This window comes from Pseudomonas sp. 10C3, from assembly GCF_036346185.1.
Classification (GTDB): domain Bacteria; phylum Pseudomonadota; class Gammaproteobacteria; order Pseudomonadales; family Pseudomonadaceae; genus Aquipseudomonas.
Map to the genome: position 1 here is coordinate 1 of NZ_JASJVE010000018.1, position 24238 is coordinate 24238.

Sequence of the window (24238 nt, forward strand, 5' to 3'; positions counted from 1 at the left end):
AGATGTGTATAAGAGACAGGTGATGATCGCGGCCGTTTTGTTTGGAGCGGGCTTTATTTGAACGGTTCGAGCAGGTCGCCTTCGGCAGCCAGTAGCGCTGCTCCTTTCTTAGTCACGATCTCATTCAGGGAGGCCATGCCTGCACTCCTCGGGCGAAACCGCAAAACCAAAGCCCGGCAAAAAAGCGTCAGGCTGCAAACGAATCAGTCATGTTTGCGCTTGTGTTTGCTGCCACTGGCCATGTCATTGGCAATGGCGCCACCTGCTGCGCCGCCCAGGCCTGCGCCAACGGTTGAGCCGGTAGTACCGCCCAGTTTGCCGCCGATCAGCGAGCCGCCTGCTGATCCGAGGCCGCCACCGAGTGCTGCGGAGGTCTTGTGACCTTTGGGTGCAGAGATCGCGCCTCCTGCTGCGCCGCCGACACCGGCACCCAGTGCTGCACCGGTGCTGCCGCCCATTTTCTGGCCGACGACGTTACCCAGTGCGCCGCCGATGCCCCCGCCAAGTGCGGCGTTGAGATCGCCCCCGGCCATGGCGCTTTGGGCGGCCAGAAGTCCTAGGGCGAGGGTAAGGGCAGAAAGTGTTGTACGCATGTTACTAACCTCAAAAAAAGACGATGCAAAGGTGGGGGACGGCAGACTCCTGGAGCCTGTCCGGTGGATCAGTCTCGGCGAGACAGGGTTTTGTTTTTTTCCTGCAGAATCCGTGATGCCTCGTTGTAGTCGGCCTGGAACACAGGGCCTTCCATCCATACAACGGCAGCGTCTTCGTCTTCGTCGTAGAACATCGCCCGGTACGCGATGAGCAGGCTCATCAAGAAGTCGGTGGCGTCCTCTTCTTCCTCTTCGGCAATGACCAGTTCCAGCACCGGGTATTGAAGAAAGACCACGCACATTGCCAGTTGGCTAATCGCTTCGGCGGCTTTCATGGTCTGGAACAGGTCGTCGAAGTCGGCCGGATCGAAGCCGTTTTCAAGGATGTCCTTGAAGTCGAACGTGCTCAGGTCAATGTCGACGTCATCGAAAGGCTGGTTGATCAGGGGTGACGCGAGAACCGGGTGGACGACGCTCTGCGCGGGTTTGCTCACGCGGTTCTGCCTGGCCTTGGTCTTCGCCCGTTTGGCGCGTTTCTGCTGTTTGTCTGACGAGGCCATGGGCTTGAGTCCTTTTGCAGGCAGGGGGGGCGTTGGGGCGCCATTGAAGCGCATACCTTTCGAATAGCCAAGGGGGGCGTCGGCCGCTGTGCGAGCGAACGATAAATGGCGCCCAATAAAAAACCCCTGAATCTTTCGATGCAGGGGTTTTTCGGTATTTATGGTGCCAGAGACGGAATCGAACTTTTCTCTACAGGGCACGTTTTGTATGGTGTTGTTGAGTGGTTGTTTATAAATCTACTCACAAATCTACTCACTTTTCGAAATGTTGCCCCACTTCCGCCGCTTTTCTCTCTGCTCAGGATGACCCAAAACCGGGGCATATCCGCATCATCAAAATAATGTCGGATTTTTCGATATTTTCGCCGCCTAGACTCCAGCCCTGGTCTGATGACCGTCTCCCCAAACTCCACGCGGTGGCATTCCCGCCACCCTGTATTTAGGTTCGGGCCTGACCTCCCGTTTCGGTATGGCAGGTGTGCGTGGGGTAGATAGCAAACGGCCATCAATCCAGTACAATCATTTTTGTTCTGCGCAACGCAGCTCATGCCAATGAAGGCAGCTATGTTTCCCAAGGAGTTACTTTGAAAGCCATCCATAAGACCATCTGCGTTGCCGCCGCAATAGGCGCCACGCTGATCTCTGGCTGCGCCAGCATCGTTAGTGAAAGCAAGCCGAAGGTTGGAATCTACAGCATGCCTACTGGTGCCAAATACGACGTATTGAACAGCAGCGGCCAAGTTGTAGCGTCAGGAGTTACGCCGGGCGGCGCGATCCTTAAATCGAGCCGCGGTTACTTCAAGAGCGAGAGCTATAGCGTAGCTTTCCACAAGGAAGGGCATGCGGACACGGTGACGCCATTGAAGTCGTCAGTGAATGGCTGGTATTGGGGGAATATCGCGTTCGGCGGCCTGATCGGCATGCTGATCGTTGATCCGCTGACCGGCGCGATGTACACGCTACCCGATGATGTCACTGGGAATCTTCCAAGTCTGGCGAAAGCACAAGCTCCAGCACCTGTACAGACGAAGCCAATCGAGCAGCTATCTCAGCAGTAGGTTGCGACGAAGGGTGCGGCGCAAGGGCGGTCTTGATCTGCCTATCAGTGGGGCTGCCTACCGGGGAGCAATCGCAGTGATTCAGCTTCCCGGTTTCAAACAGGAGAACTACCCGGATTTTGGGTAGTTTGTCCGCGACACAATCCGCGCATAACGAAAACGTGTCGCGCACTAGATGCCGGAAAGCTTGCCGCTATCTACAGCCGCATTTCCCTGATGATCCTTCGCGGCTCCGTACCCTGCGAGAGCGCACGCCGGGCATCCCTGGTTAGTTGGTCGAGTGCCTGGCTCTCGAACTCTTCGGCCATGGCTGCGGCCTTCCTCACGATCAGCAATGCCAACTCGGGTGGAAACACCACCTTGTCGGTGGGCAGGTAGTCGCAGTCGATAACGGACAAGGGGTGTCCCTCGGTGGGTGCGGTCATACTCAACAGGCGTTGAGCGGGCGTTCGATTATCTTATAACTGCCGAGATCCCGGTAGTTTGATGGCTCAGATTTGAGCCATCAGGGTAACGACCGCCACCGTGCTGGATTCAATACTCTGTTTAGAAAACAACACGCTGTAGCGTTTTCACCACGCACGTAAAAAAACGTCATTAGGCTGGCTTTGATATGGTGCCGGATTAGAGCTTCGATGCGCCGTCGATAGCCTTAGCTGCTTTTTTGTTAGCGGCTGATGCGGCAACATCATTGTTCGATACAGACGCCCCGAACGTGTTGATATCGTCAGAGTAGCGCGTGAGCGAAATTGTGACCTTCTGACCCTTCCAGATTAGAACGTCATTACCAAAGGACGCCCCTGCCTTTGTCTTTACCGGCTGGACAGTGCTTGTGGATGGCCGGCCATATTTTGAGATGAACATCTCTTTTGCCTTTTCGAAATCATTCGTGCTTCCAGAGAGGTATAGGTACTCGATCCTCCCATCCATAAGCATTGCGTTAAGACTGTAAAAGTAGGTGAGCCCAAGCTGCGGAAGTCCTTTAATTCCATAGAAATTGGTAATGTATGATTTTTCTCGGCACAAGTTTTTCGGGTCTTGCCCTGGTGACAGCTGAGGGCACTCAGGAAGATCGTAAATAATATCCCCGCCAAGCTTGATCCCCATAAAGCTATCCGGCTCTTGTGCCCACACCTCAGGCTTATCTGGCTTCTTAGCGCCAAATGCGGTTGTGGCAATACAGCTAGCCATTACGAACGCCATAAACTTCGATGACATAACACCCTCCATAGTTGAACCTCGACTCTATCATGTCGGGATGCCACCACCCGGTGGACGATTTCTAATCCAGAAGGGTCAGATCTCAAATCGAACCCTTGCCCAAATCTCAAATCCAGCCGAGTCAGATTTCAAATCCGCCTGGCGCACCGTGTCGATCCCTACACAGCGTGTAGATTTCAACACGCCGCCAACCATAACAATTGATAACAGCCGAAGGCGGCAGCTACCCATCAAAACTTAACATTCTGTTGGTGCGAAAACCTGACAAAACCTGTCATTGGAACGGCTGGCGCAGGTCATTCATGGGATGTTTCCGCAACGGGGTCATTCGACCTCGCTGGAGCGTGTTTCGACCTCATTCATGGGGTTATTTCACAACACGTCGTTCGACCTCGATTTGGCGTGTTTTTGCTTCATTCATGGGGTTCGGTTTTCGCAGAACTGGTTTCATTCATGGGGTTGGTTTTCACAACGCTCATTCAACGTCGTATTCGCGTCATTCCGCCTCATTCATGGGGTTTGTTTCGCAAGTCGGAGTTCGACCAGTGAAAAGCACTGCGATACCGTGGAAACCTCAGTGGAAACCAGCGCTTTATGGACTGCGCAAAGTGTCGGCTTTCGGTGGCAACCATCTCTGGCAACCTCACGTTTGGCAACCGCCCGAACTGGTAACCATTGGTGGTAACCAGCGTGGTAACCGGCTGCTTGGTAACCTTGGAAAGTGGCATCAATGATCCTGTGATCTGAAACAGCGCGTTTTGCTGTTACATCCTCTGTTACAGCCTGCCTTGTTACATTTCTCAACAGGCGCCGCCCGCTTTCCGTGTTAACCGCCCAGGTTCGCGCCAGCCTCGCGTAAGAGGGTGCGAACCAAAGGTGCGAACCTCGCTGCGAACTTGCTGCCGGTACGCCCTCGGCAATGCGTACCGTAGGTGCGCACCAGTCTGCGTACCAATGCCGAACAATTCTGTCTCAGGGACAGTTTTGCGCACTCCAGGATGCGTGAAATGTGTGCGTGAAACACTGCGTGAAAACATGCCAATCGGCACTTGACGCGGCTCATTCATGGGGTCGTGTTTCCCCAAACGGGGTTTGATGGTTTTGTGACCAAATAAAGGTGGTCACTGATGGTGGTCACTCGGCTGGTCACTGGCCCTGGTATCCGGCTCGCAATGCCTTCAAACCGTGGATACCAGAGTGGATACCGCCCGATCTGGTCAGCACCAACGACCTAACAAAACTTAACCTTTTTTCAGCGCGAAACCTGTCATTGGCTGAAGCTCAAAACCTTATAAAACCTGATGTTGAAATGCTACGGGAATAGCAGTTTAGGGCGAGCGATGGTGCTTCGGTCAGCTTGCCAGCCTGTTGACAAATGTTGACATTGAATCCGACCTTAAGCGCCCAGCCTGTTAGTAAATGTTAGTGGCCAGGCCGAGGTGTGGCCCGCCAAGCTGTTAACAATTGTTAAGGTTTTTTGGCATCGGTAACCACTTCCGACTGGTTACTTTTGGTGGTTACCGGAGTGGTTACCCGAGAACGAAAAACCGCCCGAAGACGGCTGCCCTGTGAGGTTGAGTTTCCGGCTTGGCTACTGCTTATCCTCGGCAACGATGCCAACCGACACGCAAGCAGACCCCACGGTCATCTCGCCGTAGCAGAGCGGAACCGGGTTGCCTTGGGTGGTGGTGTTCTTGATGCCGGAGAAGTTATAGCTGGGTGTGTTGTTGGCTGATTCGGAAGAACTAAGGCCCTTCTGCGTGCCCGCCATCATCTGGGCTACGCCGCCAAGCGCCAGCGAGACACCAATGGCTCCGGCCACGCCCCAAGCTGCGGTGCCAGCAGCAGTACCGAACAGGGTGCCAGAGCCTGCCGCGCCAGCCGCAAGCCCGCCAGTGAAGTAGGAGGCAGCTACAACGAGGGCAATGCCGACGATGGTTTGCAGTCCTCCGCTGTTCTTGCTGCCCTCTACGACTGGCGTGATGCGCATGACGCAATCCCCTGGCGGGTCGCGCAGCTCGCTTTCGCCGATGTTGCGATCCCCGCACCAGAGAGCAAACACGATGCCCTTATCTCTGGCTTCGTTCATGTAACGGGTGAACCCTGGCTGTAGAACCCCGAGCGCTCTCATTGCTTCGGCCCAATTGGCTACCGCCAACTTGTGATCCCTGCCAAAGCGCTTACCTAGCGCTCCGTCCAGGCGGATTTCTCGAATTCGCTCACTCATACCTGATCCTCAGCATAAATCCCCGCACTGATGATCGCGCCTCCCACCCTCCGCTTGCCGTAGCACAGCGGAACCGGGTTCCCGGATGCCGTGGTGTTCTTCGCGCTACCGAATGCGTAGCCCGGTGTGTTCTCGGGCGCAGCGCTGGTTTTTAGGCCGCCAGCTTGAGGGCTGAGCATTTGGATCACGCCGCCAATCGCCATGGCCCAACCAGTAGCAGCCATCGCACTTGTAAGCGGTGTGGCCGTGCCGCCTGATGCGGCGGTGATGAATGCAGCCGCGACGATCAGCACCGCTCCTACGACGGTTTGCATGATGCCTGCGCGCTTGCTGCCGCATATCACCGGAACGATGCGGATCTCCCTGGCGCCCCCAAGCTTTAGCTCATCCTCACCGACGTTTTTCCCGTTCCGGAAGATGGCGAACACCAGGCCCATCGCCTTAGCGTTTGCGAGGTACTTCATGAAACCCGGATGGTTTACATCGATTGCCTTCGCAACCTCATGCACGCTGCCGGTTGAAAGTTCGTAAATGTGTTCCCGACCGAACAGCTTCGCGGCTGAGCCGCCGAGTAGGATTCTGGTCATTGGTCTGTATTCGATTGCTGATGCGCTCATGTTGGCTCCTATCTGTTGGCAGTGTTGTGGGTTGGAACTTCGACGCCGATCTGCATAGCCAGCATCATTCGGGATGCCATGGCATCGTCACGGATTGCCTTTTCGCGGCCAAAATCCGGGTTCCAGGCCCAGCAGTGAGTGGCCTGATAGGCTCGAGCCCCACGGAACGTTCCGCGTAGTAGGTCGGCTGAGATTCTGGCCTCATCCTCTGTGAAGTAGGGGCCGTCGATAACCACTTTCTGGCCCTCCTGAACATACTGAACATCCCAGACTAAGTAGCCGCCAACCATGCGAATGTCGCTGGCAAAGTCAGCGGCCTTGCACGCCTCGGCAAATCTCTCTTTGTGGGTGGGCGGTTGCTGGGCGGTATTGCTGTGTTGGTTTGTCATGCGTACCTCTGATGCGCCGCTGGCGCTGGTAATGGGCTGATACCCGGTATTGCTCTGGTGGTGTGCGACACGTTTTGCGTTTGAAGAAAACGTGTCGCGACACGGGAATGGTTTATTTGCCGACGATGCGCAGGTCGGGCGGTAACTTCGGCCCGAACAGCTCACCAGGCGCGAACGGATCTGGCAGCAGGTCTTCCGGGCATTCCTTGATGAAATGGATCATTGCGGCATGGCAGGCGCGATACAGCGGGCCACCGGCACCCCATTCGCCGCCGTACCCGGTGGCGCTGTCCTCCAGTTGGGATAGGTAGGCCACTCCGCGAAGACTGGTGTCACCGTCCTTGTGAGCTTGCTGGCGATGAACCGGGTTGACGCTCATCAGGTCGCACATACGGTCGAAGCCCAGCGCATCGGCCAACCCTTCGCGGTCGAACATCAGTGATTGTCCAAACCCAGCCAGTACAAAGCGCGCCCCACTGCGCTCATCCTCTCGGTGTGCCTGCGCTCGCTGCTCCAGGTCTGCAATGGCTTGCCGGGTGAATGGCATAAACGCTTTTAATTTGCCCGCTTCACGGCGCATGGCACGGCGTTCGCTGTGGATTGAGTCGAGCTGATGAGCAATGGCACGACAAATTCGCCGGTGGGTGATGAGTTTCGTGGTGGCACTGGTGATTGGCTTCAATCCGATCTTGCACAGGGCAAGGATGAGGTTCGGCGTCATTGGTGCGACTCCATAGGTGTGCGGTCATAAGTGGCGCGCAGGTCAGCGCCAGCAGCGCAGTGGCGGCCGGTGGGCGCGCAGCAGGAACGACACGCCATAAGGTGGTTGATGTATTGGTCGCGGGTATGGCGCCACTCAGGCGTTGCCATGGCGGCATTGGTGTACATGGCGGCCGGTAATTGGACGGGGCGCTCAACACGACTGATCAGCACCGGGCGCGGACGATCCGGGGCGCGACTCGCCATGGTCTGTTTATCGGCGCCAGCGATGGTCGGCGGTATGTGATCGAGCAGGCTGGAAAGGAGGCTCATGGCGTCACCTGCCCCGAATTGCGCCATTGCCCATATGTGTGACTAGAAAAAAAACGGGGGAACGGGGGAACAGGGGGAACGTCCAGTATTTCCGGGGCCTCCAGAGGAGGTTTCTGTTCCCCATGTTTTTTTGTGGGGAACAGTGATAACCAAATGTTCAGAAAAGCTGACGCTCTTATATTGAAAAACATGTTTGTGTTCCCCCTGTTCCCCATACATCTAATAAGGGGGAACGGCTACAGGCCACGTTTTTAAAGGCCGTTCCCCCGTTCCCCCTGTTCCCCACAAAAATAGGTTCCTGTGAACTCGGGCATTGGTTCTTGGTGGTAATAGGGGTCATACGCTGCCACCTTCGCCGTCCATGACCTCGGGATCGATCACGTACAGTCGGGGCGAACCGCCACCGGGAATGCGGTATTTCTTGGTCTTGCGGCTATCCCGGTCGGTGTCGCGTTTAGCCAGGGCGCCGCCTACCTCAAGCGCTTTGATGACGCGGGTAAGGCCGAACCCATGAGCCGCCTCAATCAGCGCCGACTTGTTGAACAGGTACAGGCGCTTCTGGCCCACGGTCTCCCAGTACCCGGCGCGGTTGAACACCTTGGCGTCGACGGTTTGGTCATCTACGTTCGAGAATCGGCTGCTGCCGTGCTTGTCGATGAAGTCCAGGATTCCGGCGAGGATCTGCCGGTCTTCGGCGTTGCCGCCGCCTACACGGCTCAACCATTCGCCATACAACAACTGGCAGTCAGCAAGGGCGCTACCAGGCGTCCAGGGCAACAGTCCGTAGGCGATAGCCATTTCCCCAGCCAGTGCAATGACGGCAAAGCGATCCGCTACCCGTCCGGCTTGGGCGTTGTCCTCAACGAAACTGGCGCGTATACCGGCGAAGTCTTTCAGCAGGCCGGGCCGGTCATCGCTGGCGAGCAGTTTTTCCACGAATGCCGATCCAATGTGCCCGTGGTGTGCGGCGACAGCGACGGTCAGCAGGCGGTGAAAGTCGGCGCCCGCCAAGCCATGCAATTCATCGAAGGCGCGGTGGGTGCGCGTACCGGCGTTCACGTCCACCATGCGCAGCTCAGCACCAGCGTGGGCCGCATTGCCGCCGATGGCCGCGTGTTCGGACAGGGAGCGTTCGCCACTGGAGAGCGTCAGCAGGCGCCAACTCAGCTTGGCCCGACCTTCACGCTCACGGGTCATGGTGCCCTTGCCTTGACCGTTGGCCAGGGAATAGGCCATTTCCTGTACGCGCTTGGGGTCGGCTCGTTTGATTTCGTCCAGGGGCAACAGGGTGTCATTGCGGCCCGAGGCTTCAATCTCCAGCCCGCCCTTGGTCATGTCCCACGACGCGGCAAAGATTCCGGGATCACCCCACACGGATGAACCGATCAGTTGCGCCAGTGACTTGCCGCTGGAGCTGTCGCCCACCAGGTGAACACCGCCACCCAATACGCCCACCAGACTCAGCAGCGGGCCAGCCAGCGCGCAGCCAATCGCCAGCGTCAGTACCGGATTGCCTTCGCACTTGGCCGCGACCTCGGTTTTCCACCGTTCCAGATCGCCACGGACGCTGAATAGGTTCTGTCCCTTGCCGCTGGCCTGATAACGCACCTTGTCACTGCCGATGGTGCGGCCCGGCAACACGAACGCGCCCGACTCATGCCAGCCGGGGCGGCAAGTGGTGGCAAACACTTGGTCTGGGCGCTGGTCTAGCAGGTACTCCATAAACGAGCCACGTTTCTTGAGCGCGATTATCACGCCCATGCCGAACAGTTGGCGCCTGGCGTCCTCACCGCTGCCGCCGAACACCTCCATGGGGATGATCCATTCCTTGATGCCGTTCTCCGTCACCAGGCGCAGGAAACGGCCCTCGCTGCCGTCGTCGCTATTGGTCGTCCGGGCCGCCACGGTCACGGGGCTGGCGATCCATTCGTCAGTGATAGGGCGGTCGCCGGTATCGCTCTCGGCGTCGTCCTCATCTTGGCCCGCCACTCGCTTGAAGCCGTGCCGGTACACGCCGGGGCGCAGCCTGCGGCCCTTCTCGTTCGTCACCCAGTATTCGTACACGGCCCAGCAAGGGCGTTCAGGCTTAACCATGGGGGCTTCAGGGCGCAGGTTGATGACGTTGTTTTCAGGCGATGCCATGGGCTTTGCTCCATACGGCCAAATCATTGAAGTCGGTCAGCGTGTCGGGCGCGTCGGCGGGCCATTCGGGGAAGGTCACCAGACAGCCAGCAAGAGCGGCGGCGGCATTGGCGGCGGTGCGTCCGGGGTTACCGTCGGTACGCCTGTCGTCGTCACCAGCGATGATGATTTCGACGCTGTGGTATTCGGCTCTAAGCGCCAGCGCTACCGGCTTGAGATTCCCGGAATTCATGCCGCAGGCGACGGTGTAGCCGCTTTCGTGAAGCGTTGCCCCCGTGGCCCAGCCCTCGCAAATACAAAGTGGCTTGCCTGGCGCGATCCGGCCCATCGGTGAATAACAGCCCCTCACCCGACCACCGAACAAGAAGCGCTTCCCGCCGTCTAGGGCGATTCGTTGCAGGTTGACCAGCACGCCACCTGAGTACAGCGGCACCAGTAATTCGTCACCACGCTGGCGCAGGCCATAAGGCCGAACGCCTTTGGCAATCAGGTATGGGTGATCGGGATCGGCGCGGCGCGCATCACGCCACCAGCGTTGGCCAAGGGTTGCCGTCTCTAGCTGGCGCTGGCGCTGCTCGGCTTCACGTTGCTGGCGCGCTTGGTCGATGCGTTGGCGTACCTGCTCGGCTTCGCGGGCGTCGACCGGCTCACGGCTACACCAGGTGGAGGCGCCACCAGTCTTCCAGCTGCCGAACGCGGCCGAGGCAATGCCGTCCAGATACAGGACATACCAGCCATTGAGCGTTCCGGGCTTGTCGTCTGGCACGCGGAACCGGTGGATGTTGCCGTCCGGCTCGGGGAGGAAGTCGAGCGACCCAAATACCGACTGGAGCGCGTCACGGAATAGGATCGTCACGTCACTCATGATTCACCCCTTGGCGATCAGCGCCAGCAAAGGCCCGGACTACCTGCCCGTTATTCACGGCGTGCCAGTAAGTCAGGTCGTCCAGCGAATCAATGAGGCAGGCCGTCACTACGGCGTCGGCACTGCGCATCACGACACGCCCACACTCTGCGTCGGCCTGGCTCAAGAACGGCCCCAGCAAAGCCTTGGGCGCTTTCGGATGCGTGACGTAAAACAGTTCGGCGACTTTCTTCGGGCAAGCCGGTAGCGCGCCCGCTGTGTTGCAGGTTTGGTTGTTCATGGTTGGTTAAGCCTCTACGGTGTCAGGGCTATCGAACTGCAATGTGGCCCACAGCGCATCAATGACCGCCTTTGCGCTTTCCAGGGAATGGAGAACCATCCAGGCCTGATTTCCTTCAAGCGGTGTACCCATGCCGGCCAGCTCTATGCTGCCTGTGATGGTAGACAGGAGGTTGGACGCTTTGGTTAGCGCGGTCTCAGCATCGATGCCGGGGGTAACGCTGAAAATGCTTTGATCGCCAATCTCTGAGAATCTTTCCTCGGTAGTAATCAGCGGCTTAATCACAGATCACCCCCGTTCGACTCAATCATGCCTTCGAGCAGTTCGGCCCAGGCCATAGCGGTGTGCTGAGCGACGGTCGCCAGAACCTTCGATACAAGCGGTTGTGTGGTTGGTGCGGCAATCACTGAGAGAGCCAGTGCGAGCATGACAAGGATTTCTTGCACGCCGCGCAGATCGTCGTCCGGGGTATGGATAGGGGCGGTCATGCGGTAACCCCCACATCCATTCCGGGGCGCTCACTTTCGTCGACGTACGAGGCTCCCAGATAGCGGTGCTCCCAGCAGAAGTTACGAGAGAACGTGCGGACCTGCTCGATGTGCCTGGCGATGTCACAAGCCAGTTTGTTGTCATAGCCACCCATAGCGGGGATCACGAACGTCAGCAGGATTTTCTCCAGCTTTATGCATTCCTCCCGGGCGAAGTTCATGTAGTGCATATCCCGAACGCTCAGAACGGCATCGGACAAAATCTCGCCTTCGAGGAAGGTGCAAGCGATCTGGGTGCGGGTCTGCAGATTCATTGCACACCGCCGACTGTTTCCAGCGAACGTGCTTGTTCCATGTGGGCGTTGTAGCGTTTGAGGCGAACGGACAGGGATGAGTCGGCACGGAGAGCGCTCAAGGCCATACGGCGGTGAGCAAAGGCGCGGATTTTGGATGGAGTGAGGGCGTGCATAGGTGGAGCTCCCGTATCAAATTGAGAGCTGCCACGTTTGCGACCAAGCAAGAGGGTGGCAGCCGTGTGCGGATTGGTCGACCGGAGATACAGGAACCCGGCAGGGCCTAAGCCCTTCCACACACAGCCACCATAAAACGAAATTGGGGACGAAAAAATAGCGCCAGCAATCGTAATGGAGGCGCCTATGCGCCCGTATCTGTTCGGGCGACCAAGCCCGGTCGCTGATTTTGCAGCGACGGGCGCACCATACCGCCGATGTGCGAACTTGGCAACACTCGGGAATGATTGAGTGGGCGTCATGCGGCTTTGCTCCCGATCAGTTTCATCTGCAGATCACCGACGTAGCCCAGCAGGTGTTTCTTCCGGGTCGCAAAGTCCTTGCCCTGGCCGATCAACAGCACGTCGCGATTTTCCACCAGCATGATCAGCTCAAGTTCAGCTTGGGTCAGTTGGTCACGGTTGCGGCCCTTGAAGGCGCCCGTGATGACCTCGTTGATAAGCCTGGCCTCGTTCATGTAGTGGTGCGGCTTCGTGGTTTTGCCGATGGCCTCGTAGGTCAGTGACAGAGCGTCACACAAGCTCCTGTAGCCGACGGCGGCCTGACGACGGGCCATCGACCGCGAGTTGAGTTCACCGCGTATCAGGGCGTCTACCTGCTCGTCACACCAAATCTCAAAGTCGACTGACAGCCACCGGGCAAACTTCACTGCCAGCTTTGGATGGAGCCAGGTACCGCCACCACGATCGGCGCGGGCACGGCTGGTTTTTACATATGTGATTTCCCCATATGTACGCTGCAAACCGTCCAGGTAGCGGATTGCGTCGGGCAGCCTGAGCCATTGCGCAGGCTCTTTGTCGAACCGTGCCGCCGCCTCCGTCGCATTGATCCAGCCGTCAGCATTGAAGCGCACGGCCTGGCCTTCGTAGTCGAATGGGATGATGCGGGCGGTCATACGGCACCTCCCGGCAGCAGGTCGCTAGCACTCGTCACGTCATGCGTGATGCAGATAAAGCGCGGGTCAGGGGCACAAGTGAATGAGGCTGCAACAGCTACGCCTTTGCCGACTCCGTAGTACTCGATATACCGCGCAAGCTGCCTGGCACTGGCTTTCGTAAAGGCGTCACGCTTCACCTCCACCGGAAGAATTTCACCTGAGAGCTTCACCCACCCATCTGGGATATGAAGCGGGTCTGATTTTTTGATGAGGCGGACGGCGCCCGGCAAGTAGGCGTCGAGATTGGTGAAGAATTTACGATGAATATCAAACTCAGTGAACTTTGGCGCCAGAAGGCTAGATGCTGCTTGATCGAAAACCGCAAGCCGAAGAAACAGAAGCGAGTCATGCGTTTCGCCGGGGGAAAGATCATTGGCGAGCATCCCCATTGCCTCATCCGGGGCGGTAAGGGCTAGTTCGGCAATCCTCCCAAGCAATAGCGCCTGCTCGGCCAGCAAGCGGCTATCTATGCGGGGCTCACCCTTGTATTGGATCAGGGTAATGTCAGATTTACCGATATTACTTTCGCCCATCGGCTTGATGATTTTGGTCGTCATGCCGCCACCTTCTGGCGTTTCGCCGCACGCTCAAACATCAGCGCCAGCACCTTGTCTGCTTGGGCGTATGAGCTTTCCAACAGGCGGTAACGGGTACAGTCGCAAGGGGTGCCCCAGTTGTTAGGCGACTTTTCGAGGATGTGTTCAAACGTCAGGCCGTAGCTGTTTTCGAGCACGGGAATGGTCGAGTTCAGGCAGGTGTCGCCAACCCACTTCGGTGCCTCGAAACGGTTGAGCGTTCCAACGTGGCGGACGTATACCAGTGCGCGTGCAATCTTGGTGGGGGCTGTTTCCAGCAGTACGGCGGGGCTGGCGCTGGTGATAGTATTGCCGTGCGACAGGCTGTGTTTCTCTTCGGGGATCATGGCCTTTTTCATTTAGGCCACCGCTCGGCTTTCGGCGATGCGGTCATTCATCCAGCCGTAAATTTCAGCCTCGACCCATACGACTGACTTCGGCCCCAGCATGACTTGCTTCGGGAAGTTGTCTGCGGCAATGCGGCGGTAAATCTCAGTACAGGAAATGCCGGTGATGCTTTCCACGGCCTGGCGCTTGATGAAGCGGATCGCTGGCTTGTCGCCGGGGACAAGTACGGCCTGATGGGATTGCTTGCGGATGGGGTGGGTAGTGGCTGTCATCGTCTAGTCGCTCCAGGGCGGTTTGGGTAATCGACGATGAGGATGGTGATGCGTATCCCTCTATTTGAGAGGTAACGGCTTATCAGAAAAGGGGTAACGGCTTAGCTATTCTGTCTGCGGATATGATCCTGCAGGTCTTGAAAATAAAGGCGTTGAAAGGGGTTACCCCTTTTCTTCACGGTCTAGCTACTGCTCCCCCTTTTTTTCTATCTTCAGAGTTCAGCGCGGTAGCAAAACGACTTAGCTTTTTTCCGGTTACATCTTCACCTTGGGCTTTGAACCAGTCACGGCAAAGCACGTCCATACCTTTGCTCGTCGCCTTCACGGGCTCCCTTTCGTTGTCCTTTGTTAGGCAGATCCAGCACTGGAACATTTCCCGAATCTCTGGTGGGGACAGCGGGTTGTCAGGGTTTAGAAATTCAATCGCGAGCATGTGCGGCTCTAACAGTTCCTCGATACGGATTAGCTCATCTTCAGCTTTCAGCCTTGCGCGCCGCTCGCTGCTTGTATCTCTCCGCGATTGCTCGGCCTCGTCCATGAATTGTTGCGACTGCGCTTTATCAATGGCTGACTGGGCGAGAAGTTCCATTACCCGCTGCTCAAGGGTTCTACTTTTTTCGCGCTCGGCGAATATATCCCTAGCTGCGGTTTTCTCTCCCTCTTGGCGCTGAGTGGTTTGGCGCATTTTAAGGTAGCCTTCTTCGCTGCCTGATGGCGTTTCCGCTGGCGCGAAGTGGCTGCGTGAAGGATGTCCGCCCACGATCAGGGCTGAGCTTTGAGTGTCGTTAGCTGGCATTGCATAACCGGCTACCATCAAGGCGCGGCTGGTGGCCTCGATTGTTATTGTTCCAATCCACTGCCGCCAAATGACTACAGCGGCAGTCTGGACAGGCCCGGCGCTGGTGCTAATTGTCTCGGCGGGCTGACCTAGGCTTGCGCTCTCGAAGTAGTCAGCAAGGGCTCCGTAGGTTATGGATCTGTCGCCAGTTGTTGAGGCGCTAAGTGTGACCGATGCGTGAAGGCTATGTATCAGGTGGTCTACCGGCATCAGTGTGCGCAGAACATCGGCAACTTCCCCGGCCAGCATACGGGGGTTGATTGGCTGCTCATCGTCCCATTCTGGAACTATCCTGCTTAGCTGAATACGCCCGAAGCGTTGTTGCATATCTGCCCCCAGGCGCACTTATACATTTGACTGGATAAAACCACAGGGTCAATGCTACCAACAAAGCCCCACGACAACCAACCAATGGTCAGCACTTGCGGATATCTTGCGCTTAGGTGCTAAGCCTTTCGCTTGATGCTCACCACGTTGGCGCCAACGCACACGGCGTCGATTGAGTCAGCCCAGGCTTGCATCATTTCACTGCGCTGCGCCACGTAGGCTGCGTGGTTGTAGGTGCCGCGAATCTCGTCAGTGTCGCCGTGGGCGAGCTGGCGCTCGATCCAATCCTTATTATACCCGCGCCCGTTCAACTCGGTGCTTAGCAGGTGGCGGAACCCGTGCCCGGTCTGCCGACCCTCGTACCCCATCTGGCGCAGAGCCTTGTTTACAGTGTTCTCGCTCATCGGCCTTTCAGGATTGGCGCCAGCAAATACCAGTGAGTAATGCCCGGTCACCTCATGGAGCTGGCGCAAGATAGTGACGGCCTGGCGGGGGAGTGGCACAACATGGGGGCGACGGGCTTTCATGCGGGCGGCAGGAATCGTCCAGAGCGCGGCATCTAAATCGAACTCCGACCACGGCGCTTGGCGAAGCTCACCAGGGCGAACGGCGGTCAGCACCAGAAGTTTGATGGCATGGCGAGTCAGGATATGAATTTTGGCGGCGTCAGACTTACCAAGCAGCTCGGGCAATTCGGCAAAGCTGACGTGCGGATGGTGGCGGGCGGCTTTGGCCTGCGCCGCTACTACGCTCAGGTCGGTGGCCGGGTTGGCGTCTACGACGCCCTTGGCCAGCCCGTACCGAAATATCTGATGCAGCCATTGGCGGATTTTGCCAGCGGCATTCAGAGTGCCCCTTGCTTCGACCTTGCGCACCAGTTCCACCAGATCGGGGCGTGTGATCGCTTTTACCGGGCGGTCGCCGATGCCGGGTATCAAATCGTTTTCAAGGTACAGCTTGGCCTTGTAGGTGGTGCTCTCTGCCCAGCGAGGGGAGTTATAGGCAAACCACTCTCGCGCCAGCGCCTCGAACGTAACGCCGTCGACAGCCTGTGCTTGTTTGGCGGCTTTCTTGTATTGACCAGGGTCGACGCCATCAACGATCAACTGGCGCGCGTCGTCGCGTAACTGACGAGCCTTTGCCAGCGTGATTGCGGGGTATGAGCCAAGCGCCAGCATCTTTGCGAGGCCGTTGAAGCGATAGCGGTATCGCCACAGCTTGGAGCCGGTCTGCGTGACTTCCAGGCAAAGCCCGTTGGCATCACTGAGACGATACAGCTTCTCTTTTGGTTTGGCAGTGCGGATGGTGGTGTCTGAGAGTGACAAAGCAGCCTCCTGCGGGCCGCACCGGGCGGGCGTTTCGCCGCGGGGTGTGAGTAGATTTCTAGACCGAACTGAATCTACTCACGAATCTACTCACAATCGTCTGGGCTTACAAGGGAGCCCTTGGGAACGCTAGACAACAAAAAGCCCGCACTAGGCGGGCTTTTCGTATGTTTTCAGGTGTTGTTGGAACCACCTGAAAACGAAAGGTGGTGCCCAGAGACGGAATCGAACCGCCGACACGGGGATTTTCAATCCCCTGCTCTACCGACTGAGCTATCTGGGCAACGGGGCGCATTAGACTTGTTTTTCAGGGGGTCGTCAAGCGTGTTGTTAAAAAAATTTCAGTTATTACCGTCGCTTACGACCCTTACCTGCTGGAAACGCTTATTTCTCTGGGGGAACGTAGCCTTCGGCCTGGGCGTATTCTTCGCCGGACAGGTACTTGTCCATCTCGCCCTGGATGAATTTGCGGTCGTCGATGTTCATCATGTTCAGGCGACGTTCGTTGATCAGTAGCGTCTGGTGTTTCTGCCAGTCGCCCCAGGCTTTTAGTGAGACGTGGTTGAAGATATCTTCGCCTTTGGCACCTGGGTACGGAGGGCGCTCAAGGCCTGGCAGTTCTTCTTTGTACTTGCGGCACATTACGGTGCGGGTCATGACAACTCTCCTGCGTTCAATACGTCGGCTGCGCGTTTCAACAGCTTCTTCACCGGGGCAGCAAGGCCCAGGCGCGGTGGGGTGGCGAGGTTATACCAGAGCCAGTCGGCCTCGGCCACGTGGTGGCTGGACTCTTCGACCTGTATCAGCCACGGCTCGATGCTCAGTTGGAAGTGGCTGAAGGTGTGGATCAGGCCTGGCAGTTCGTGGTGGTTGCCCAGTTCCAGGGCATGTTGATTCGCCAGATGCTCCAGATCGCTGAAGTGATCCAGCTCCGGCAGGCTCCACAAGCCGCCCCAGAGCCCCGTGGACGGGCGCCGGTAAAGCAGAATGGCGCCGTCGCGGTTGGCGAGCATCGGCATCAGCGTGCGCTTCTGTGGGATGGTTTTACGCGGCTTGGGGATCGGGTAGCGAGTCTCCAGCCCGAGCAGGTGCGCTTCACAGCCTTTTTCCAGGGGGCAGAGCAGGCAGCTCGGTTTGCTCCGGGTGCACAGGGTCGCGCCCAGGTCCATCATCGCCTGGGTGTAGTGATTGACCCGTGACTGCGGGGTAAAACACTCAGCCGTGGCCCATAGCTGTTTGGCGACCTTCGGCTCGCCGGGGTAGCCCTCCTGGGCGGTGTAGCGCGCCAGAACGCGTTTGACGTTGCCGTCGAGGATCGGCGCACGCAGGCCCATGCTCAGGCTGGCGATTGCACCGGCGGTAGAAAGACCGATCCCCGGCAGTTCTGTGAGCTGTTCGACATTGCGGGGAAACTCGCTGCCGTGGTCTGCCACGACGATTTTTGCAGTCTTCTGCAAGTTGCGTGCGCGGGTGTAGTAGCCCAGCCCGGTCCACAGGTGAAGTACTTCGTCCTCCGGCGCGTCGGCCAGGGCCTGGACCGTCGGCAGCGCATCCATGAACCGGTCAAAGTAATTGAGCACGGTACTGACTTGGGTCTGCTGCAACATGATCTCCGAAACCCACACCCGGTACGGCGTGATGCCCTGTTGCCAAGGCAAGTCATGCCGACCGTGACGCTCATACCATTCCAGTACGGCCGCTGAAAACTGCTCGGGTTTCATCGATTGAACAGACCTTTGAGGGCGTCTTTGAGTTGTGGGCTGACTTTATCGCCGAGCTTGTCTTCGATTTTCTGCTGGAGCTTGTCGCCGGCCAGTTTCGCCGCGACTTGGCCCAGTTTTTCGTTGTCCAGGCGGCAGGCTTTGGCGCCCAGTTCCAAAGGACCACGGCAGCGCACGGGCCATTCGATGCCGGCGTAGCGTTCGTTGACCTGACACGCTGGGTCGGGCATGTCGCTCTTGTCGCCTTCGATGATGATGGCGATGCGGTAATCCATGCCCAGAACGCGCAGGTCTACGTCACCATCGCCTTTGACCGTGAGCCCCGGAATGCCCACTTTGAGGTCCGGGTTACTGGCGACACCGTTATGAAAGACCAGATTGCCGTTGAGCTGCTGGAACGGGGTGTCCTTGCCGCGCGGTTCGCTGTCGAGGGTTTTGCGGTTGAGCTTGGCAATGCCCTGGCAAAGCTGTTGTTCCAGGTTGGCGTTGACCAGCACGCCGTCGTTGAGCATGAAGCTGGCAGTGCCGTTGAGTCCGTCGATCAGGACTTTTTCGCTGTTGCCTTTGCTGGTCAGGTCGCTGCTCAAGGTCAGCAGGCCTTTGACCGGCGGCGTTTGGTCCTTGCTCTGGATGAAGCGTTCGACCGGCACTTTGGCGATGTGGGTTTGCACGCGCATCAGCGGAATGTCCGGGCGCACGTCAAGGTTGCCTTTGACTTCGAAATTGCCGTTGTAGAGATCGCCACGCAGGCTTTCGAGGGTGATCTGCCCGGCCTGGGCCTGGGTTTTGAGTACGGCATTCTGGATCGGCAGCTTGTTGAGGGTCAGCGTGCCGAAGTTGAGATCAGCCTGGACATCGAGTGTGCGCATGCGCTCCAGCGGCAGTAGCTGGGTGTTGCTCCATGCGCCTTGCGTCGGCGCGTTCGGCAGCGGGGTTGTGCCGCCACTCGCTGCAAAGGCCTGGCTTTGGGTGCTCTCAACTTCGGATTTACGTGCTGCGCCAGCGCTTTTGGCGGCTTCGGACTTGCCCGGGCGATAGCGATCAGCGTCGAAGGTGTCACCCTTGAGCTGGACGCGTAGCGCCTGTTTGGCGAAGTCGTCGACGGCAAGGCGTCCGGTGAAGGTGCTGTCGTCGACCTTCAGGTTGAGGTCTTCGAAGGCCACGCTGGTCGGGTTACCGGTGAGGCGGCTGACCATTTCGAACTTGTTCAGGCTGCCTGCGGCCATCTCGGGTACCGGTTGACCGATACCTTCGAGGAAATCGTGCAGGTTGAACTGCGCGATGGACAGGCCGCCACTGAGCTGTGGTGTCTTGTCCAGGTCGCGAAGGTGCAGTTCGCCCAAGGCGCGCAGTTGGTTGGCTGAGAGCTTCAAGCCGTTCCACTCCGCGACGTTGGCTGCCAGGTCCACCAGCAGTTGCCCTTGTGCAGCAAAGGTCAGGGTTTTCCCGTCCAGCGGTTCGCCCGATGCTTCGCCGGACAGGCGCATGTCTTCGAATTGGTAGCGTTTGAGCACACGATCGAAGCGCAGTTGCCCGGCCAGTTCGGTCTTGGCGCGGATCACCGGCTGGTTAGTGCTGAAGAAGGCGGTGAGTTTGACCGGGATGTTGGTCCCTTCATGCACTGCGCCGGTACTCAGTTGAATGCTTTCGGCACTGAATTGCCGACCATTCTTGGCATCGTTGAAGTCGATGCGCGCGTTGTTGACGGTCAGGCTGTCGATGTCCAGTTTGATCGGTTGCGAGGTTTTTTCCGGCGTTGTTGCCGTGCCTTGTGCAGTCTGACCGGCTGCGCCTGGTTCAACCGGGGGCGGCGTTGCGGGCTGTGCCGGACGCCCAATGTCCTCCCAGTTGCCATGGCCATTTTCGTCGCGGTTCAGCGTCAGGTTGAGGCCTTCGACGCGGACATCGCTCATCTGCACTTCGCGGCGCAATAGCGGCAGGACGCGCACGGAGAGCCCGAGCATCTGCAGGTCGGCAAAGGGTTTGGTGGGGGCGGTCAGGGTCGCCACGCTGGCGTCATGCAACTCCAACCCAAGCCAGGGGAACAGGCTCCAGCCGATGTCGCCGTTGAGTGTCAGCTCTAGGTGGGCCTTGTCGCGTGCCAGCTGGCGAATCTCGTCTTTATAGTCGTTGGGATCAAACAGATGGCTCAGAGCAAAGCCCAGAGCCACGATGATCAGCAACAGCCCGAGAATAACCAGACCCAGGATTTTGCCGAACGCTTTCATGGGCGAGTCCTTGTAATTGAATCATTCAAAATTTAGCCCGCGAGTATAGCCTCCACAAACAGTAACCGGGCTGCCGATGCCTCCGGGTGTGACTTACCCTTGGTTCAGGGCCTGTTGCGTGTCCAGTTGCAAGTCGAGTTTAGCCGCCAGCGCCTGAGCCTCCAGGTGTCCGACAGGCGCCTGCAGGCGCAGTTCACAGCCATCCTCATGAGCCATTCTTTGCGCCTCGACCAGCAAGCGTTCGGCCACACCCCTGCGCCGGGTGAGCTTGCGTACGCACAGCTGCGACAGGTGCCAGACATTGCCTTGGCGTTGTACGCGAGCGGCACCCAGCAGGCGGTCATTGAACCGTGCAGCCAGCAAGCTGCCGTTGCTCAGGCCGGCGGCGATCAACGCCTGACTATCGCCAAACGGTGCAAGCAGCCACTCCGGTGCATCGCGGTAAATCTTCTGCAGATCTTCCTGATCCTGATAGGAGGCTGAATGTACGGACTCAATGACGATGGGCATTACGTTTCCTCGATCAAGCGTGAGTGGTGTAGAGCGTAGTGGCATTAGGGCCAGACAGCGCGAATAAAGGTGATGGCATATAGCCTTCGATGGTGGCTGCGATGGTAACCTCTGGCCCATCGTCAGTCCTCCTGCGTCTTTTTGTCACGTATGGGGGATCTCTGCCGATAAGACAAGCGTTGCCTGCGTGCATGGAAGGTTGTGGGTGAAACACGTAATTGCCTTGCGAGCTACATCCAATCCGGGGAAATAATAATGAACACACACGCTACGCTGAGCGGCATTGTCGCGCAGCCCGCGTTCTTGTCCAAAGAACGCATTATCGCCAAGCCCGGTTTCAACCGTTGGCTGGTACCCCCAGCAGCATTGGCCATCCATCTGTGCATTGGCATGGCGTATGGTTTTTCGGTGTTCTGGTTGCCGCTGTCCAAAGCCATTGGCATGACCGCGCCGGTTGCTTGCGCGCCGAACATGAGCTTCCTGGCCCAGGTGTTTGCATCGGATTGCGACTGGCCGATTTCGATGCTGAGCTGGATTTTTACCCTGTTTTTCATCTTCCTGGGCTGTTCCGCAGCCATTTGGGGCGGCTGGCTGGAGCATTCCGGTCCGCGTAAGGCGGGCGTCGTTTCGGCGTTGTGCTGGTGCGGCGGGCTGGTGATTTCCGCGCTGGGTATTTATACCCACCAGATCTGGCTGATGTGGCTGGGCTCCGGTGTGATCGGCGGTATCGGCCTGGGGTTGGGCTATATCTCGCCAGTCTCGACGCTGATCAAGTGGTTCCCGGACAAGCGCGGCATGGCGACCGGCATGGCAATCATGGGTTTCGGTGGCGGGGCAATGGTTGGCGCACCGTTGGCTGCAGCCTTGATGGGCCATTTTGCTTCGCCCGCTGGTGCGGGTGTGTGGCAGAGCTTTCTGGTGATGGCGGCGATCTATTTTGTCTTCATGATCGGCGGTGCCCTGGGTTACCGCGTTCCACCGACCGGCTGGAAGCCTGAGGGTTGGACTGCTCCGGCAAAGAAAGCCAGCAACGCGATGATTACTCACCGCCATGTGCACGTTAGCGTGGCGTGGAAAACTCCGCAGTTCGCTCTGGTGTGGCTGGTGCTGTGCCTGAACGTGTCGGCGGGCATCGGCATCCTCGGCATGGCCTCGCCACTGCTGCAGGAAGTGTTCGCCGGTAAATTGCTCGGCAACGGTTTGGCGTATGGCCAACTGGACGCCGTTCAACTGGGGCAGATCGCTGCCATCGCTGCGGGCTTTACCGGTTTGCTGAGCCTGTTCAACATCGGTGGACGTTTCTTCTGGGCGACTTTTTCCGATTACATCGGCCGTAAAGCCACGTACTTCGTGTTCTTTTTTCTGGGCTTTTTGCTCTACGCGTCAGTGCCTTCGTTGAGTCACTTGGGCAGCATTGCACTGTTTGTGGCAGCGTTCTGCGTGGTTCTGTCGATGTACGGTGGTGGCTTTGCGACTGTTCCGGCTTATCTGGCGGATCTGTTTGGCACGCAAATGGTCGGCGCGATTCATGGTCGTCTGCTGACCGCCTGGGCTGCAGCGGGCGTATTGGGTCCGGTGTTGGTCACCTACTTGCGTGAGTATCAGTTGAGCATCGGCGTTGCACGCGCTGACGCCTACGACATCACCCTGTACATCCTCGCAGGTCTGCTGGTGCTGGGCTTTATCTGCAACCTGCTGATTCGTCCGGTGGCCGATAAGCATTTCATGACTGACGAAGCGTTGGCTGTGGAGCAATCTTACGGTCACGATGCCGGTGCGGATCACACCACCGTGCTGGAGTGGAAAGCTTCGCCTGCCAGCATGCCTCTGGTCGTCGCGGCTTGGTTGGCAGTAGGCATTCCGCTGGCGTGGGGCGTGTGGGTTACCCTGCAAAAAACGGCCGTGTTGTTTCACTGACAGCCGACTGTAAACGCGCGTTTGTGTGGCACGGGTGTTGATTTAAGTGCCACATGAACGTCTGGGGGATGATGCAGGCGTTGGTTTCAGAGTAACCATAATTACGCGCTGCGCTTCCCCGACTTCTCGGCGCGATAAACCTCGGCGAAAATATCGGTGATCGGGCGCTGTGGATGACGTGTGTGCAGCGCGCGGACCTGAGCGCTCATCCGCAGCAACTCGGGGCTGGGCTTGGCCCATTGTTCTTTGGGCAGCGGTTCCGACCAGTCGCGCATCGCCTCTGGCAGCGCTTGACGAGCCATGCGTTTGACCCGGCCAACCTCCCACTCAGTCAGGTAAAACGGCAGAGTCCAGAAGGTCATGACGTGGAACAGGTACCAGAAAAAGCCATAGACCCAACCGCGCTGCTTGTCGCGGATCTCTTGGTGCAGGCGAGCGCGGGCGTTGCGGAAGGTGTGCAGGCCTTCGTGCGGCGGGTCATCGGGACCTTGTAGATCGAGCGGGTCGGTGATCTCTTTCAGGGTGTGGACTTCGTACTCCATGTAGGCGCGGATGGCTTCCCAGTTGCTGATGGCGATGGGCAGTGCGGGGCAGACGAACTCCAAGGTAAAACGCTCGCCGCTGGCCTCATGGTAAAAACCCACGCCCATGCCGTATTGACGTTGGACGCCGTATTGATTGGCGCCCTGGGCTTGAATCACCCAGGCGGTGACCGATTCCCAAGGCACGATCACGGGTTCGCTTTCGTCGTTGGGGACGAAACAGACTTCACGGCGTTGACGGTTGAAACGGGTTGGGATGATTTCCTCGTATTTGTTGTGCATGTAGAACCAGATGAGGAGGTACATGGCGAGTGTCAAAAGGCTAACGCCTACAGTCAGTCCCCAGCTAACTCGGTGCGTTCCAACGACCACGTCCCAAGCCTCGGACAAGCCGGCGCCGACCAACATAGCAATCAACCCAAGAATCAGCGGCAACACAAAACTGGCCGCGACAAAACAATTAAAAGGGCCTCCCAAGGTGACCTGCCATGAAAACACCTGCGGAGAGCCCAATCCGAAGTCCAAATAAACATCATTGAGTTCCCCAACAGCAGGGCAGTTCGGCGGCAACTGCGTAGGAAGCGGCAAAGGAGCCAAGTAAGTAGTGCGACCGCTGGGAAACGGCTCCACATCACCCGCCTGTTTGGGTTGCTGAAGCTGCGGTTCTTGCAGGGTAATTTCAGGGGCCTTACTCAT

The 24238-nt window shown here is 58.0% G+C and carries 29 protein-coding genes and 1 tRNA gene; 2 read left to right on the forward strand and 28 right to left on the reverse strand.

The window, feature by feature from the left end:
- Positions 1–203 precede the first annotated feature (203 nt).
- Together QN399_RS18025 and QN399_RS18030 are read right to left on the reverse strand one after the other, a co-directional pair.
- A complete protein-coding gene (locus QN399_RS18025) occupies positions 204–593 on the reverse strand; it encodes a bacteriocin (RefSeq protein ID WP_322177322.1) in 390 nt (129 codons plus the stop codon).
- Between the two features lie 68 nt (positions 594–661).
- Complete coding sequence (locus QN399_RS18030; protein WP_322177323.1) at positions 662–1153, reverse strand: hypothetical protein; 492 nt, start codon at positions 1151–1153, stop codon at positions 662–664.
- 584 nt (positions 1154–1737) lie between these two features.
- On the opposite strand from QN399_RS18030, the gene QN399_RS18035 reads away from it, so the two are divergent.
- A complete protein-coding gene (locus tag QN399_RS18035) occupies positions 1738–2211 on the forward strand; it encodes a hypothetical protein (RefSeq protein ID WP_330201345.1) in 474 nt (157 codons plus the stop codon).
- Positions 2212–2408: 197 nt separating this feature from the next.
- Here the strand turns inward: QN399_RS18035 and QN399_RS18040 are convergent, their stop codons facing one another.
- The 25 genes from QN399_RS18040 to QN399_RS18160 all read right to left on the reverse strand — a co-directional run bounded on the left by QN399_RS18040 (position 2409) and on the right by QN399_RS18160 (position 21083).
- Entirely contained in the window at positions 2409–2609 is a 201-nt protein-coding gene (locus QN399_RS18040) for a hypothetical protein (RefSeq protein ID WP_330201346.1), read from the reverse strand.
- Between the two features lie 226 nt (positions 2610–2835).
- Positions 2836–3429: a hypothetical protein gene (locus tag QN399_RS18045; RefSeq protein WP_330201347.1), complete on the reverse strand. Its 594-nt coding sequence runs from the start codon at positions 3427–3429 to the stop codon at positions 2836–2838.
- 1594 nt (positions 3430–5023) lie between these two features.
- Positions 5024–5659, reverse strand: coding sequence for a tail assembly protein (locus tag QN399_RS18050; protein ID WP_323569395.1), 636 nt, complete (start codon positions 5657–5659; stop codon positions 5024–5026).
- A complete protein-coding gene (locus QN399_RS18055) occupies positions 5656–6276 on the reverse strand; it encodes a tail assembly protein (RefSeq protein ID WP_330201348.1) in 621 nt (206 codons plus the stop codon). The genes QN399_RS18050 and QN399_RS18055 overlap by 4 nt, the downstream gene beginning before the upstream one ends.
- Before the next feature lie 8 nt (positions 6277–6284).
- Positions 6285–6665 (reverse strand): hypothetical protein, encoded by a 381-nt coding sequence (locus QN399_RS18060; RefSeq protein WP_322177333.1) that lies wholly within the window; start codon positions 6663–6665, stop codon positions 6285–6287.
- Positions 6666–6777: 112 nt separating this feature from the next.
- On the reverse strand, positions 6778–7386 hold the full coding sequence (locus QN399_RS18065) for a hypothetical protein (protein ID WP_330201349.1): 609 nt from the start codon (positions 7384–7386) through the stop codon (positions 6778–6780).
- Complete coding sequence (locus QN399_RS18070) at positions 7383–7697, reverse strand: hypothetical protein (protein ID WP_330201350.1); 315 nt, start codon at positions 7695–7697, stop codon at positions 7383–7385. Before QN399_RS18070 ends, QN399_RS18065 begins: the two co-directional genes overlap by 4 nt.
- A gap of 336 nt (positions 7698–8033) precedes the next feature.
- Positions 8034–9839 (reverse strand): DUF927 domain-containing protein, encoded by a 1806-nt coding sequence (locus QN399_RS18075; protein WP_330201351.1) that lies wholly within the window; start codon positions 9837–9839, stop codon positions 8034–8036.
- Entirely contained in the window at positions 9826–10704 is an 879-nt protein-coding gene (locus QN399_RS18080) for a toprim domain-containing protein (RefSeq protein WP_330201352.1), read from the reverse strand. The genes QN399_RS18075 and QN399_RS18080 overlap by 14 nt, the downstream gene beginning before the upstream one ends.
- Positions 10697–10984, reverse strand: a complete 288-nt coding sequence (locus QN399_RS18085) for a hypothetical protein (RefSeq protein WP_330201353.1) — start codon at positions 10982–10984, stop codon at positions 10697–10699. The genes QN399_RS18080 and QN399_RS18085 overlap by 8 nt, the downstream gene beginning before the upstream one ends.
- 6 nt (positions 10985–10990) lie before the next feature.
- Positions 10991–11269: a DUF3077 domain-containing protein gene (locus QN399_RS18090; protein ID WP_330201354.1), complete on the reverse strand. Its 279-nt coding sequence runs from the start codon at positions 11267–11269 to the stop codon at positions 10991–10993.
- Positions 11266–11472, reverse strand: a complete 207-nt coding sequence (locus tag QN399_RS18095; protein ID WP_330201355.1) for a hypothetical protein — start codon at positions 11470–11472, stop codon at positions 11266–11268. The genes QN399_RS18090 and QN399_RS18095 overlap by 4 nt, the downstream gene beginning before the upstream one ends.
- Positions 11469–11786, reverse strand: a complete 318-nt coding sequence (locus QN399_RS18100) for a hypothetical protein (protein WP_330201356.1) — start codon at positions 11784–11786, stop codon at positions 11469–11471. The genes QN399_RS18095 and QN399_RS18100 overlap by 4 nt, the downstream gene beginning before the upstream one ends.
- On the reverse strand, positions 11783–11941 hold the full coding sequence (locus QN399_RS18105) for a hypothetical protein (protein ID WP_330201357.1): 159 nt from the start codon (positions 11939–11941) through the stop codon (positions 11783–11785). Before QN399_RS18105 ends, QN399_RS18100 begins: the two co-directional genes overlap by 4 nt.
- 299 nt (positions 11942–12240) lie before the next feature.
- On the reverse strand, positions 12241–12897 hold the full coding sequence (locus QN399_RS18110) for a KilA-N domain-containing protein (RefSeq protein ID WP_330201358.1): 657 nt from the start codon (positions 12895–12897) through the stop codon (positions 12241–12243).
- Entirely contained in the window at positions 12894–13496 is a 603-nt protein-coding gene (locus tag QN399_RS18115) for a hypothetical protein (protein ID WP_330201359.1), read from the reverse strand. The genes QN399_RS18110 and QN399_RS18115 overlap by 4 nt, the downstream gene beginning before the upstream one ends.
- Positions 13493–13873, reverse strand: a complete 381-nt coding sequence (locus QN399_RS18120; protein ID WP_330201360.1) for a hypothetical protein — start codon at positions 13871–13873, stop codon at positions 13493–13495. The genes QN399_RS18115 and QN399_RS18120 overlap by 4 nt, the downstream gene beginning before the upstream one ends.
- Positions 13874–14134, reverse strand: a complete 261-nt coding sequence (locus QN399_RS18125) for an AlpA family phage regulatory protein (RefSeq protein ID WP_330201361.1) — start codon at positions 14132–14134, stop codon at positions 13874–13876.
- Positions 14135–14309: 175 nt separating this feature from the next.
- Positions 14310–15299: a hypothetical protein gene (locus QN399_RS18130; RefSeq protein ID WP_330201362.1), complete on the reverse strand. Its 990-nt coding sequence runs from the start codon at positions 15297–15299 to the stop codon at positions 14310–14312.
- Between the two features lie 119 nt (positions 15300–15418).
- Positions 15419–16624, reverse strand: a complete 1206-nt coding sequence (locus tag QN399_RS18135) for an integrase arm-type DNA-binding domain-containing protein (RefSeq protein ID WP_330201363.1) — start codon at positions 16622–16624, stop codon at positions 15419–15421.
- Positions 16625–16831: 207 nt separating this feature from the next.
- Positions 16832–16907, reverse strand: a tRNA-Phe gene (locus QN399_RS18140).
- Positions 16908–17008: 101 nt separating this feature from the next.
- Complete coding sequence (locus QN399_RS18145) at positions 17009–17281, reverse strand: oxidative damage protection protein (RefSeq protein ID WP_219063674.1); 273 nt, start codon at positions 17279–17281, stop codon at positions 17009–17011.
- Complete coding sequence (mutY, locus tag QN399_RS18150) at positions 17278–18345, reverse strand: A/G-specific adenine glycosylase (protein ID WP_322177349.1); 1068 nt, start codon at positions 18343–18345, stop codon at positions 17278–17280. Before mutY ends, QN399_RS18145 begins: the two co-directional genes overlap by 4 nt.
- Positions 18342–20573 (reverse strand): AsmA family protein, encoded by a 2232-nt coding sequence (locus QN399_RS18155; protein WP_330201364.1) that lies wholly within the window; start codon positions 20571–20573, stop codon positions 18342–18344. The genes mutY and QN399_RS18155 overlap by 4 nt, the downstream gene beginning before the upstream one ends.
- A 93-nt stretch (positions 20574–20666) precedes the next feature.
- Positions 20667–21083 (reverse strand): acetyl-CoA sensor PanZ family protein, encoded by a 417-nt coding sequence (locus tag QN399_RS18160; protein ID WP_330201365.1) that lies wholly within the window; start codon positions 21081–21083, stop codon positions 20667–20669.
- Positions 21084–21338: 255 nt separating this feature from the next.
- Here QN399_RS18160 and QN399_RS18165 point away from each other — a divergent pair, with 255 nt between their 5' ends.
- Positions 21339–23000, forward strand: coding sequence for an OFA family MFS transporter (locus QN399_RS18165; RefSeq protein WP_330201366.1), 1662 nt, complete (start codon positions 21339–21341; stop codon positions 22998–23000).
- A 101-nt stretch (positions 23001–23101) separates the two neighbouring features.
- On the opposite strand, the gene QN399_RS18170 is transcribed toward QN399_RS18165, so the two are convergent.
- The gene (locus QN399_RS18170; protein WP_330201367.1) at positions 23102–24238 is read right to left on the reverse strand and encodes a hypothetical protein; all 1137 of its coding nucleotides are present in this window, start codon (positions 24236–24238) and stop codon (positions 23102–23104) included.